The sequence below is a fragment of the Klebsiella sp. 141203 genome (assembly GCF_032601985.1).
Taxonomy (GTDB): Bacteria; Pseudomonadota; Gammaproteobacteria; order Enterobacterales; family Enterobacteriaceae; genus Klebsiella; species Klebsiella aerogenes.
Genome location: NZ_JAQIRL010000006.1, coordinates 59,979 through 73,176, shown reverse-complemented (window position 1 = coordinate 73,176; position 13,198 = coordinate 59,979). Strand labels below are relative to the sequence as shown.

Here is a 13,198-nt window from a genome sequence, read left to right as displayed (position 1 = left end):
TGTCCTTATCCTCGCGGCGCAAATGCGACGGCTTCTTCCTGCGCTTTCTTCAGGCAGTCCTTACACACCGACTTAGGGAGTTCCGGCAGTTGGGTACCGACACTCACCGGCGCATCCCAGATGTGCTGACCTTTAAGGCTCAGTGTCCCCGGCGTATGGATCTCGATACTGCCCTGCGGGGAGATGCGAATCGACCCACCGCCGCAGCCCAGCACAATGCCGTTCTTCGCCGCGAAATGAAGCTCGCCCTGCGTGGACTGCACGGTGACATCCTTCATGGCCGTTAGCGCCATTAAATCGCCATGAGATTCGATGGTCAGCGGCCCCTTGCCAGACACCATGCGCAGCCCTTCCTGCTGCGCGAGCAGTGAAATGGTCTGACTGGCGTTCAGGGAAATACGCTCTCCGCTAGCAATATTGACTTCCCCCTGGCTTTGCAGGTGCAGCGTCTGAGCGCTATTTATCAGAACGGATTCCCGGCTAACTACCCCAATCCCTTGCGGGGCGCTCAGCAGCATGGCCGGAGATTTCAGTTGATCGGCGGCGGCAAGATAGCTTTTCAGATGCGTGGTATCAGGCTGAAGGTTGTGATGCGACTGGGTGATGGTACGCCACTCGGCCATCTGGTTGACCGCTCCTTTGACCAGGCAGATTGCCGCAGACATTTCCAGCACCTGTCCGCTTGCAGTGGCCTGCGCATCTGCGGTCAGGAAAAGCCCTTTACCCGCCCGGAGAGTTCCTGTGCTGTCGGTTCGCAGTTCAAAACCCTCACCGCGTTTGTTACGCGAACTGTCAACAATATGACCGAGCGTCAATTGGCTCTTGCCGCCATATTCTGTCGAAATTTTAACGTGCTCAGCCCCGCGCCGATCCTCAAATCGCAGTTTGTTGTTCGCAGGAGTCCTTAACACGTTACGCTGATAGTTATAGAGGTTGACGTGATCTTCATGTCGGGAATCATGCATAGCGCAGAGGATGTACGGCCTGTCAGGATCGCCGTTAGTGAAGGCAATCATCACCTCCGTGCCGGCAATCAGCGGGAAATGCCAGCCGTAAACGTTCCCCGCATACGGCCTGGCAAGGCGTACCGGAAGGCTTTCAAAACCAGACCGCCAGGTAGTATTGAGATCGAACTGGAAACGCACCCGGTAGCGCCCGGTTTCATCCAGTTCAGCATACTGCGCGTTTTCAACCGGACTGGTGACTCTGGCGAGCAGCGTACCGGCAATGTGCGGCCTGCCCAGCAAAGGTGGACGATATGAGAGGTGCAGACGATGGGGCACGGCAGTAAAGCTGATGATGTAGGCGGTATCGCGGGAGACGCGCTGTGACGAGGTCGATACCACTAATAGCCCGTCCGGCGCTTCCTCCCAACGTTTACCCTGTGGATGAAGAATCATCCCAGGACGGATCGTCATGCCGTTTGATTTGCCATCAAAGACAACCTGTTCTGTTACCAGACGTTCACGACGACGCTTAACAAACCAGCGGCCTTGCTCCGGCTGTTCTGCCGCCTGCCTGCCCTGCTCTTTGTAATTCTCGCCGTAGCGGTATTCTTCGCCAATGAGCGCAGGCATATCCAGATCGGTTTCCAGATGCGCCTGCAGATCGCTTTGGGCTTCGCGATAATATTCATCGTTCACTCGCGTCTGCCCGGCAACCGAGCGGCGGTTGATTGTTATCTCCCACAGTGATTCAAGACCGCCATCGAAAAGCCCTGATGGATGACGGTAGGCCATATTCTTCTCTTCGGCGAAAGAATGCGTGTAGTCTCCGAGAACCAGCACATCCCGATGATTCTCTTCATCCCAGACGAAATAATAAAATACGCCAACATGCGCCAGATGACGCTCAATAAAGGATAAATCGCTTTCTGCATACGAGATATAGAATTTGCGCACCGGATACTGGGTTTTCAGCGCATAACGATAGTCGAGGCTGGAATATCCCCAACGCTTCAGGATATCTTCAACGACACCAATGACGCTTTTATGTTGATACACCGCATATGTCAGGCTATGACGTAATAACGCCAGGCTGGCTTCCAGCACAACCACGTAACGAGTGATATCAGCAGTTCGTTCACACTGCTGAAAAGCGGTAATAACACCACGCATGACGCGGGGTTCGACCGCTTCCCATGGTTTACCATCAGGATAAAAAAGGAGTTCTGCGGTCGTGTTAATTAACACATCTGCAGGAATATCAGGGGTTTCACAGGTCAGTTCAATGGAATAACGCCACGGGGTATTTAACGCTTCGTCGCCGCTAAAGCGAAGGACAGACAGTTGAATGTCGGGGCGTCGCTTGCTTAACTCCGGTATGTTCAACTGGTAGTGGTTATACACCGGAATTTTGTTTCCTTTGAGGATATATTTATTCTTATTCATCACCTGCGTCTCCCTGGTCAATTGTTATTAGCTGTTATTAGCTCAGCGTGAACCATTGTCCGAGCAAATAATGCAGATGGGCGCTCATTGCACAGGTAATGGCAACAATAAGCAGTAAGCCCAGTCCTCTCATCAACCAAGGGAAACGTCGCCAGAAATGAATATCCGGGCGAAAGTTACGTATAAAGACAGGAGAATTCATTTTTTCTTTTGTTGCAGGCAAAAGCGCGCTCAGCTGCTTAAACATAGATTGTCGTTCTTCATTTTCTTCTCCACCTTCCCTGATAAACTTCCCCTGATAGCCCAGCAAAAGCATTCGGTGATAACAGGCCACAACAGCTTCTGAGGGAACGGCTTCGTGCAGCAGGTTCTTGATATGTTCGTAGAAGAACTCACCGCCATTTAAGTTTCCAAGATAGCGCCCCTGAAGGGGTGTATTCTTCCACCAAAGAGAAACATCGATATCCGGCTGCGTCATTACCGCTTCATCCAGAAAAACACAGTGAGCAAACTTAATTTCACTTGCAAGCCCCTCAGATGCACCAGCTGCAAACAACGCTTTCTGAACCTGCTCAATCATATTCTCGCACGTTTTATAAAGCGTCTGATCAACGACAACGGCAGGCACATTACGAATTGCCAACGCGAGCAACCATGTATCCTGAAATATTTCATCAATAAAGGATGTCGTAATAGATTTTGTTTGATTGCCGCTCTCTATTTTTCCCAGAGAAGCCATGACACCCTGCCTATAATTAATGAGGAACTTATGTTTAGCGATGGTATTGGCGCAAAATCAGGCGGGCAATAAAATGGATGTTACCAAATGTAACCAGACGGCGAAAGTATACTCTAAAAGCTTGTTGCACGAGGAATATCAGCAAATCAAAGAAGAACACAAAATATTTCACCAGGGCATTAAATTATTAACCCTTTAATTTATTTAAAAGTTAAACAAATTCATCAGCATTATATATGAAATCTAACTATTCCATATAGCTATTTTAGAGAAACTAATAAAAAGTCAAACGCAAAACTCGCTCAAAATAATCTGTTAGCAAACGAGTTTAACCTAATGACTAAAATAACGATCACTCCACCCGATACGCCGCTATCATTCGCGTCGTTCTGGTCAGGCTATCCGCCACCTCCACTTCCGCAGTCGTAATCGCCATCCCCGCAGAACGCAGCGCCGAAATATCCGCAGCGATTCGCTGGATGCCAAACCAGAACAGCCCATCCAGCGCATTGACCTGCAAGCCGCTTTCCAGCGCCAGACGTAACCGCTCGCGCGGCGCCTTTATCTCTTTTGCCAGCTGTTGATAGGGCGCGGCGGAAACCGCATCCGGCCCGCTGCGAATAATCCGGCTCACAAAGCGATAACGAAACTCCTCTGGTACAGCGCTGAGATCGGCTTTCAGGCTGTAAACGCAGCCGCGTTTTTTACCATTAATCACCACGTTCTTTTGATTCAGCGCCAGTGCATGGCGTAAGCGATCCACCAGCTGCGGGGCGCGGATAAGCAATAAACGAAACGGCAGTTCGAAGCTGGTGGCGTAGTCGACATTCAGCAACGCAGTACGCAAACGCGTTTCACTGTTCGCCTTTTCCTGCTGACATTCAGCAATAACTTCCGCCCACTGGCGGGTAATACGCGGAGATTCGTTGCGCTCGATGAACTGAAATTTTTCAATCTGGTAGTCGATACGTCCAGCCATTGCCGTTCCCTGTGGTTCGCCATCTCGCTGATAGTTTTCAGCAGATTGCGTCTATTCGCAAGTAGCAGTTCGCTTTAAATCATCATGCGCTAACTTCACCAGGGAATATTAGCTGAACAAATAAAAATAGATGAGAAAAGAAATTTTTATTAATTGATTAAATGATTTAACAGAACATTTAATAAGAGCTATTTTTCAGAAAACGTTTATATCAACAGTTATTGTTTCCAATAAACCAGGCAGCTACATTGCGTAAAAATAGCATTACTGGAATATAAAAATGGACACAACAGAACAAGTTAATGGAACATATTATTACAATGGCAAGTCAAACCTCTCGTCCCATGAACTTCTTTTTTGGGTTTTTCTCGATACTGCAGCCATTCATTTTGGAGTAGATGACATCATGACCATTGCGTTAATCATGCTTGGTCAACCTATAAAAAATACCCGGACAAAACCAGGCGGAGCGACTAAAGGGACGAGCATTTTGAGCCATGAGTTACGGAAGGTTTTCCACAATGATTTAAAAGTCAGGCTCCCGACGTTAACCAACCAATCCATCCGTAATCTTAGATGGAGCTATGTCACCAATCTGGGAGCATTCGTTGGACGCTGGATACCCATCCTCGGGATTATTTACCTGACAGGGGATGTAATTTATGTATCAATAAAAGCAACCACTAGATACAACGCCATTGCCAGAGGTGACGATAAATTATGGTAGATCAAGATAATATCGCAGCAGCCGTTCTGGCATGGTATGAAACACAATGGAACAAGCCGACACTTACCGGCAAAAAGCAGCAGGTGAATGCGGATTTATCACTCAATACGGGCGATTTTCCCTGGGCCAGAGAAAGTGGCGATGACATCATGCAATCGTATTTCCGTCAGTTTAATGTAAAGCAAGATGCATTTGATTTATTTAATTATTGGCCTCCCGAACAGGGTTTCCTCCCTAATTTCCTATTACCGAAATCCAAACGCATTTCTCCGCGCACACCGGAGCCGTTAACACTCGCGATGCTCATTGCGTCAGCACAGGCTGGGAAATGGCTGTATCGTTAGTTGTTTGAAAATAAAGAGGCCCTCTCCCGGATAGCGGCGCGCTGCGCCTTATCCGGGCTACCAGTTAGTGCCAACCTGTAGCCCGGTAAGCGTAATGTACGACCGGGGTTTTCCTCAGTTAGCGCAAACCTGTAGCCCCGGTAAGCGTAAGCGCCACCGGGGTTTTCCTCAGTTAGCGCCAACCTGTAGCCCCGGTAAGCGTAAGCGCCACCGGGGGTTTCCTCAGTTAGCGCAAACCTGTAGCTCCGGTAAGCGTAAGCGCCACCGGGGTTTTCCTCAGTTAGCGCCAACCTGTAGCCCAGGTAAGCGTAAGCGCCACCGGGGGTTTTCCCAGTTAGTGCCAACCTGTAGCCCCGGTAAGCGTAAGCGCCACCGGGGTTTTCCTCAGTTAGCGCCAACCTGTAACCCGGTAAACGCAGCGCGACCGTCCTTATTGCAGCGCCTCAAGAATATGATACGCCGCCTTCACCCGCTCCGGGTTGGGGTAGCTTTTGTTCGCCAACATCACGATACCGAGATCCTTCTGCGGAATAAAAGCCACGTAGCTGCCGAATCCACCGGTGGAGCCGGTTTTATGTACCCAGGCGGCCTTCACCGGCGGCGCGGGTGGATTGACCGCCGTTACCGGCGTCGCGGCAAGCGCTACCTTATTATCGCTGCCGTTAATCAGCACCTCGGCCGACACCGGCCAGTTCAGCATCTCCCAGCCGAGACCCTGATACATCTCCCCAGCCCGCCAGTAGCGCGACTGCGCCAGCTGGATCCCCTGCCGCAGATTTTTATCCTGCACCGCCTCGTGGTTCATATTCGCCAGCACCCAGTGCGCCATATCCTCAATGCTCGACTTCACGCCGTAAGCCTCAGCGTCCAGTTGCCCCGGCGAAACATGTACCGCTTTACCGTCGCGATAACCCCAGGCGTAATCTTTGCTCTGGGCGGGCGGTACGTTAATCCAGGTGTGGCTCAGTGTTAACGGCTGCAATACGCGCTGAGTCATCGCCTGTTCAAAGCTCATACCGGAAGGTTTCACCGCCAGCGCGCCAAACAGGCCAATGCTGGCATTGGCGTACAGCCGCTTACTCCCCGGCGCCCACTGCGGCTGCCAGTTCTGATAGTAACGCAGTAATGCCGCTTCATCCGTCACCTCGTCCGGAACCTGCAGCGGCAGACCGCCTGCGGTATAGGTGGCGAGATGCAGCAGCGAAATCCCCTGCCACTGCTTGCCGGTCAACTGCGGCCAGTACTTCTGCGCCGGATCGCTGAGCTTAATTTCACCGCGCGCCACCGCATCGCCGCCCAGCACGCCGGTGAAAGTCTTACTAACAGAGCCCAGCTCAAACAACGTCTGTCGCGTCACCGGACGCTGGCCGGCGACATCGGCCTGGCCCCAGGTGAAATAGTAGGGTTTGCCGTGATAGATCACCGCCACCGCCATACCCGGTATCGCCTGTTCTTTCATTAACGGCGTGATGGTCTGATTGACCAGTTCGCGCAGCTGCTCCGCCGTTTGCGGCGCGGCAAACGTCGAAAATGAGGCGCCCAGCAGCAGTACGCCTGTAAGGGATTTTTTCATCATGAAGTATTTTTCCATTATCGGTTCTCGCTCAATATCCACTCTCGTCCGGGCCCTTCAGACGCGCTCAGTGTCGGTGTTTTGCACTGCGCTGACAAACTGTTAAATTTAGCAGCAGGCTTTAGTTTTTCTAACGGATAATGTTATGACGCGCAGCTATCTTCCTCTCAATTCACTGCGGGCGTTTGAAGCGGCCGCCCGGCATCTCAGTTTTACCCGCGCGGCGATTGAGCTTAACGTCACCCACTCCGCTATCAGCCAGCACGTGAAGACGCTGGAGGAACATCTTAACTGCCAGCTGTTCGTTCGCGTGTCGCGCGGCCTCAAGCTCACCACCGAAGGAGAAGGCCTGTTACCGGTACTCAATGAGTCGTTTGAAAGGATTGCCGGGATGCTTGACCGTTTTACCGGTCAGCAGGCGCAGGAGAAGCTCAAGATCGGCGTAGTCGGCACTTTCGCCACGGGCGCGCTGTTCCCACTGTTGCCAGCCTTCTGGCGCGAGTGTCCGCATATCGATTTGCAGATCTCCACCCATAACAATCGCGTCGATCCCGCCGCCGAGGGGCTGGATTATGTGATTCGTTTTGGCGGCGGCGCCTGGCATGATACCGCCGCGCAGTATCTGTGCGCCGCCCCGCTCTCCGCGCTGTGCGCCCCGTCATTAGCTGCCCGGCTAAATACACCGAAGGATATTTTGCAGTTCACGCTTCTCCGCTCTTATCGCCGCGACGAATGGTCGGCGTGGATGCAGGCAGCGGGAGAATTGCCGCCTTCGCCAACTCATCGGGTCATTGTCTTCGACTCATCCGTGACCATGCTGGAGGCGGCGCAGGCAGGCTTAGGCGTGGCTATCGCCCCGGTAAAAATGTTCAGCCATCTGCTGGAAGAAAAACGCATTGTGCAGCCGTTTAAGATTCATATCGATCTCGGCAACTACTGGCTGACGCGTTTGCAATCGCGTCCGGAAACGCCGGCAATGTTGCATTTTTCCCGCTGGCTGGCGGAGGCCTTAAAAGGGGTTAATTCGGCGGAGTAATCCGCCATCAGTAGGCGCTCCCGAAGGTAACAGGAAACATTTGGAAATAACGCTTACACATTATGCATAGCGATGGATAAATCAGCGTTTTTAATTTGCCCGGCACAGCGCATAAACGTTTACCTCCTGAGAAACAAAAACAATAAAACAAACTAAAAACAATAAGTTAATTAATTTCCTTTCCCCGCAAAACTCTCTCCAGCCACCCGCTGACCATAAAATTATTATCGTTGCCGTTATCAGATAAGTCCGATCAAGTGCATCGTTTATGTCTATTAATTTTCTGTAATTAAGTCACCGAAGCAATCAAAACGCGAAAACTGTTGCTGTATATTTCATCGCGATCAACACGCCAACATAGGTTATCTGGATACCCATCTGCACGGTATTCGCTTGCCGTGTTTGATTACCACTATGGTTATCCCCTTAAGTACATGGAGTTAAAATGAATAAGAAATTACTGCCTGTTGTAGCACTGATCCTGTCCGCGTCCGCCACCAGTGCTTACGCAGTTAACGGCAAGGTCAACTTCACCGGTGAAATCATCCAGTCAACCTGTACTGTGACTTCTACCGACCAGAACAAAGACGTTTTCATCGGTAAATACCCGACTACCGCGTTCAACGCTGTTGGCGATGTTACCGCTTCTAAAGCGTTCACCATCAACCTGGAAAAATGTGAAGCCGGTGATTACTCCCTGCGCTTCGACGGTGCGACCGTTGCCGGTAACCCGAACCTGCTGTCCGTTGATAACGCTGGCGGCGTAGGTATCGAAATCCTGACCAACGACGAAAAAATCGTCCCAATCAACCAGAGCGCAGACGACAACTCCCCGTGGGTTAACGTTGCAGCGTCTGACGACAACAGCGGCACTGCGGTATTCAACCTGAAAGCTCGTTACAAATCCTTCCTGAAGGATGTGACTGCTGGTTCTGCTAACGCAAACGCCACCTTCACCATCGAATACAAATAATACGGATAATCCCGTTTTAGGGTAGACGTTTTGGCCATGGATGGCTGGTAACATTATTTGGAACGTGAAATGAAAAAGTTATTAACCGCTTTATTGTTATTTGTCTCGCTGGATACTTTTGCGGGTATTCAGGTCGATCAGACTCGGGTTATTTATAACGGCGGGGAAAAATCTGCGGCGTTATCCATTCATAATGATACCGATGAAACATGGATGGTTCAGACCTGGCTTGATACCGGTGACGCCACCGCAACGCCAACCAATTTACCGATGCAGGCTATTCCGCCGATTTTAAAACTGGCGGGCAATAAAGACGCTATTTTGCGCTTTGTTTATTCCGGCAGCGGATTACCGACCGACCGCGAATCCGTGTACTGGATTAACGTGCAGGAAATTCCGCCTTCGGCGAAACAAGAAAACGTACTGCAAATTGCGATCCGCACCCGCGTGAAGCTGTTCTACCGCCCTACCACGCTGAAGACCACTTTGCAAAAGGAAGCCCAGGCCCTGACCTGGCGCAAGCAGGGTAACGAGCTGGTCGTGACTAACAAAGGTCCGCTGCACGTGACTTTCGGCGTACTGACGCTGAAGAGCGGCGCGAAGACCTGGAAAGTGAATGCTGACATGGTTAACCCCATGGACTCTCTGAACATCAAATTGCCAGCCGGCGCGGCGGCAGCGGATCAGATGTCATTCACTTTTATCAATGATTTTGGCGGACATACGGAAATTAAAGATATCCGCATTCAGTAAGAGAGCAATACAATGGCTAGCCATAATAAAATAAGGACGATCCCTGGATGTCTGGCGCAGCACGTTCGCTTTGCTGTTTACGCCTCGACAATGTCATTACTGGCGACACCATTTGTCAATGCCGAAGAGCAATTCAATACCTCTTTCATCCGCGGGGCGAATAACGCCTCGCTGGTGCAAAACCTCTCTACCGGCGACGATATTTTACCAGGTAAATATGCCTTCGATATTTACCTGAATAAAAATCGCGTCGATCACCGGGAAATAGAATTTAAAAAAGATACGCCTAACACCCCGGGCTATTTCTGTTTAGATGCCGACAGCTACCGTTCATACGGCGTTCTGGTGCCAGATACCGCCGGCAGCAGCGCCTGCTACGATCTGGTAAAAAATATTCCAGGCAGTAGCGTGAGCTGGAACGCCGCGCTGCAGGAGCTGAACATCTCCGTACCGCAAACTGAACTCGAAGCGCGACCACAGGGCGAGATTTCGCCGCTGGTCTATGACGACGGTATTAACGCCGGTTTCGTTAACTACGCTTTCAGCGGCAGCCACTCCCGTTTTTCCAGCGGCAGCGGCAAACAGGACAGCGACTACTACTTCCTGAGCCTCAATAACGGCCTTAACGTCGGCGCGTGGCGTTTTCGCAATACCTCCTCCCTGTCAAAACAGACCGGGCAAAAAGAGCAGTGGAACCCGATTTCCACCTGGGCGGAAACCGATATCGCCTCGTGGCGCAGCCGTATTCAGATTGGCCAAAGCAACACCAATAATAACGTGTTCGACAGCTTCCAGTTCCGCGGCGCGCAGATTTCCAGCGTCCCGGAAATGCTGCCGGACAGCCGCCGCGGCTACGCGCCGGTAGTACGCGGCGTCGCCAACACCAACGCCCGCGTCGAAGTGCGCCAGAACGGCTACACCGTCTACAGCACCGTGGTGCCGCCGGGGCCGTTCGCGCTGACCGATATTTCGCCAAGCACCCTCAGCGGCGACTTAGCCGTAACGGTTATCGAGGCGGATGGCTCACGCCATAGCTTCACTCTCCCTTACTCCTCCGTGCCGAATATGCTGCGCGACGGGATCTGGGAGTATCAGGTGACCGCAGGTAAATACCACGACGGCACCAATAATTATCAGCCGCAATTTATCCAGGGTACCGTCGCGCATGGCGCCGGTTCCGACTATACGCCATATGGCGGGATTATCATGGCCGAGCACTATCGCTCCGGCGTGGTCGGGTTGGGTAAAAACATGGGCGAGTACGGAGCGGCCTCCGTTGACGCCTCATGGTCTGATACCGATCTGGCTTCCGGCGAGAACAAGCGCGGCGCCAGCGTACGCTTCCTCTATTCCAAATCGCTCAACACTCTCGGTACCGACGTGCAGATCGCCGGCTACCGTTATTCGACGTCGGGCTTCTATGACTTCTCCGATGCGGTAGCTGAACGTAACAACTGGCAGAACGGTTTCTACCACACCCAGTATTACGATCAGAGCGACGATAAAACCGGCGCGCCGGATTGGGCGACGCAAAACCAGCGCCGTCGTTACTACGACTCGCAGCAATACAACAACAAACGCCAGCGCGTCGAGATGACGGTCAACCAGCACATTGCCGGCGCTTCGCTGTACGCGACCTTTATTCGTCAGAACTACTGGAACACTTCCGCTTACGACCGCACCATCCAGACCGGTTTCAACACTACCTGGAATCGCGTCAGCGTCGGCGTGTTTTACCAGAACAGCCGCAGTAACTACGGCTATAGCGACAACAGCGTTAACCTGAACGTCTCGGTGCCAATCAACATCTTTGGCCCGGACCATGAAAGCACGGTTAACTTTAACGCCTCTAACAGCAAGCAGAGCGGTAGCGGCTACAGCGCCGGGATGAGCGGTACGCTGCTTGATGACAACCGCATGAATTACTTCGTGCAGAGCGGTCACACCCAGCACGGCGGCGATACCAGCCTGGTCAACCTGGGTTATCTGGGCAGCATGGGTAACGTCGATCTGGGCTACAGCTACAACAACAACTATCAGCAGACTTCGCTGAACGTCTCCGGCGGCGTGGTCGCGCACTCTGGCGGCGTCACCCTGTCGCAGCCGCTGCAGAACACCTTCGTGGTGGTGAAAGCGAAAGGGGCGCAGGGCGTGCGCCTGGAAAACCAGCCTGGAGTAGCGATTGACCGCTTCGGCTACGCGGTGCTCACTTCTGCGATGCCGTATCGCCACAACCGCGTCGCGCTGCGTACTTCGGATATCGGCAACGGCCTGGAAATTCCGCTGGCGGCGAAAGATATCGTGCCGACCGAGCGCGCCATCGGCCGCGTGACCTTTGAAACGCATCTCGGCCAGAGCCTGCTTATCCACGCCAAACTGGCGGACGGCAGCGTGCCAGTGATTGGCGCCAATATCTTCGGTCAGAACGGCGAACATGTCGGCGTAGTCGGTACCCGCGGTGAAGCGTACGTTTCCGGCGTTCAGAGCGGCGACCGTCTGCAGATGAAATGGGGCGACGATGCCGACGCCTCCTGCAGCCTGACGGTGCCAGAGTTACCTGCTATTCAAGCCGATCAACCCGGTGGTTATCAGGTCGTCTCCCTGACCTGTAAATAACATGAAAGGACAATTAGTTATGTCGAAGTTTAACCTCTTATCCCGCACCGGGCTGACGCTGCTGGTACTCTCAAGCGCGCTGTTCTCCACTAGCAGCTTCGCGCTGAGCTGTAAGAAGAACGGTACCGAAGTATCGCAGACCATCGCGCTCACCGATCAGATTAACGTTTCGACCGCTAACCTGAAGCCGGGCGCCCTGCTGTGGCGTTCGCCGACGTTTACCTCCACCTTCACCTGTACCGATACGGATCATATGCCCAACGGCGAAAATGCGTATCTGTACTGGGATCCGGAAACCCGGATGCAGAATATCCACAACTCGCTGGAAGTCGGCGTCACCTATCTCAGCACCGATATTAAACCGGTAAAAGGTCAGAAAACGGATATCGGTCCCGGTACACTCTGTCGCCGCAACCGTCCCGGCGGTGCATGCCAGTCTCCGGCAACCCCGCAGACCGTCACGGTGACCTACTCGGTTTATATTAAAGCCACCGGCAATCCGCCGCCGTCAAACGGCGTGATTAACGACACCAACCGCTACGCTATCTTCCAGGTTGACGGCGTTGGCGGCCTCAACAGCCGCCCGAATAGTAACTTCCGCGCGTGGGTCACCGGGCTTGGCAACATCCGCTTTATCGCCTGCAACCCGAAAATCACCGTCTCGGCGAACAATGGTTCAACGGTAAACTTTGGCAGCATCCCGGCGCGCAATGCCGTCGTCGGCGCCATTGAGAAACAGGTTCCGTTCAGCGTCCGTGCCGACCTGACCGGCGCTGGCCAGGATTGCCAGGGGCAGACCTTAATGGCCAGCTTCAGCACCCAGCAGCCGACCCAGGACACCAATACCATTCTGCCATCTAACGATAGCGGTTTTGGCATCCTGCTCTCGCGCGCCGATGCGCCGACAACCTGGCTTTCCATGAATACCCCGACGCAGTTGGGCATGATTAACGGCAGCGTGGTAGAAAGCAACTTCCTGGCCAGCCTGAAATGGCTAAGCGTTAAGCCAAAAATCGGCACCTTTAATGCGACGGCCAATATCGACGTTACCTTTAAATAGTGAAGCAA

General features: G+C 52.7%; 11 protein-coding genes. 7 read left to right on the top strand and 4 right to left on the bottom strand.

Going from position 1 to position 13,198, the window contains the following annotated elements; genetic code table 11:
- Positions 1-5: 5 nt before the first annotated feature.
- The 3 genes from PGR29_RS21115 to PGR29_RS21105 all read right to left on the bottom strand — a co-directional run bounded on the left by PGR29_RS21115 (position 6) and on the right by PGR29_RS21105 (position 4,108).
- Positions 6-2,390 (bottom strand): type VI secretion system Vgr family protein, encoded by a 2,385-nt coding sequence (locus PGR29_RS21115; RefSeq protein ID WP_316425243.1) that lies wholly within the window; start codon positions 2,388-2,390, stop codon positions 6-8.
- 37 nt (positions 2,391-2,427) lie between these two features.
- Entirely contained in the window at positions 2,428-3,129 is a 702-nt protein-coding gene (gene tssL / locus PGR29_RS21110; RefSeq protein WP_316425242.1) for a type VI secretion system protein TssL, short form, read from the bottom strand.
- A gap of 352 nt (positions 3,130-3,481) precedes the next feature.
- Complete coding sequence (locus PGR29_RS21105; protein WP_316425241.1) at positions 3,482-4,108, bottom strand: helix-turn-helix domain-containing protein; 627 nt, start codon at positions 4,106-4,108, stop codon at positions 3,482-3,484.
- A gap of 280 nt (positions 4,109-4,388) precedes the next feature.
- Between PGR29_RS21105 and PGR29_RS21100 the strand changes: the two genes are divergently transcribed.
- Both PGR29_RS21100 and PGR29_RS21095 read left to right on the top strand, forming a co-directional pair.
- Positions 4,389-4,835, top strand: coding sequence for an STM2901 family protein (locus PGR29_RS21100; RefSeq protein WP_045380871.1), 447 nt, complete (start codon positions 4,389-4,391; stop codon positions 4,833-4,835).
- Entirely contained in the window at positions 4,829-5,179 is a 351-nt protein-coding gene (locus PGR29_RS21095) for a DUF1493 family protein (RefSeq protein ID WP_316425240.1), read from the top strand. Before PGR29_RS21100 ends, PGR29_RS21095 begins: the two co-directional genes overlap by 7 nt.
- 430 nt (positions 5,180-5,609) lie before the next feature.
- Here PGR29_RS21095 and ampC read toward each other — a convergent pair whose 3' ends face one another.
- Positions 5,610-6,755 (bottom strand): CMY2-MIR-ACT-EC family cephalosporin-hydrolyzing class C beta-lactamase, encoded by a 1,146-nt coding sequence (gene ampC / locus PGR29_RS21090; protein WP_316425239.1) that lies wholly within the window; start codon positions 6,753-6,755, stop codon positions 5,610-5,612.
- A gap of 142 nt (positions 6,756-6,897) precedes the next feature.
- Between ampC and ampR the strand changes: the two genes are divergently transcribed.
- The 5 genes from ampR to PGR29_RS21065 all read left to right on the top strand — a co-directional run bounded on the left by ampR (position 6,898) and on the right by PGR29_RS21065 (position 13,190).
- Positions 6,898-7,788 carry a LysR family transcriptional regulator AmpR gene (gene ampR, locus PGR29_RS21085; RefSeq protein ID WP_113374949.1) on the top strand — a complete coding sequence of 297 codons (891 nt, stop codon included), beginning with the start codon at positions 6,898-6,900 and terminating at the stop codon, positions 7,786-7,788.
- 445 nt (positions 7,789-8,233) lie between these two features.
- Positions 8,234-8,761, top strand: coding sequence for a fimbrial protein (locus PGR29_RS21080; protein ID WP_087859131.1), 528 nt, complete (start codon positions 8,234-8,236; stop codon positions 8,759-8,761).
- Positions 8,762-8,830: 69 nt separating this feature from the next.
- Positions 8,831-9,514 (top strand): fimbrial biogenesis chaperone, encoded by a 684-nt coding sequence (locus PGR29_RS21075; RefSeq protein ID WP_045391067.1) that lies wholly within the window; start codon positions 8,831-8,833, stop codon positions 9,512-9,514.
- A gap of 90 nt (positions 9,515-9,604) precedes the next feature.
- Positions 9,605-12,130 carry a fimbria/pilus outer membrane usher protein gene (locus PGR29_RS21070; protein WP_087859130.1) on the top strand — a complete coding sequence of 842 codons (2,526 nt, stop codon included), beginning with the start codon at positions 9,605-9,607 and terminating at the stop codon, positions 12,128-12,130.
- A gap of 19 nt (positions 12,131-12,149) precedes the next feature.
- Positions 12,150-13,190 carry a fimbrial protein gene (locus PGR29_RS21065; RefSeq protein WP_113374947.1) on the top strand — a complete coding sequence of 347 codons (1,041 nt, stop codon included), beginning with the start codon at positions 12,150-12,152 and terminating at the stop codon, positions 13,188-13,190.
- Positions 13,191-13,198 lie beyond the last annotated feature (8 nt).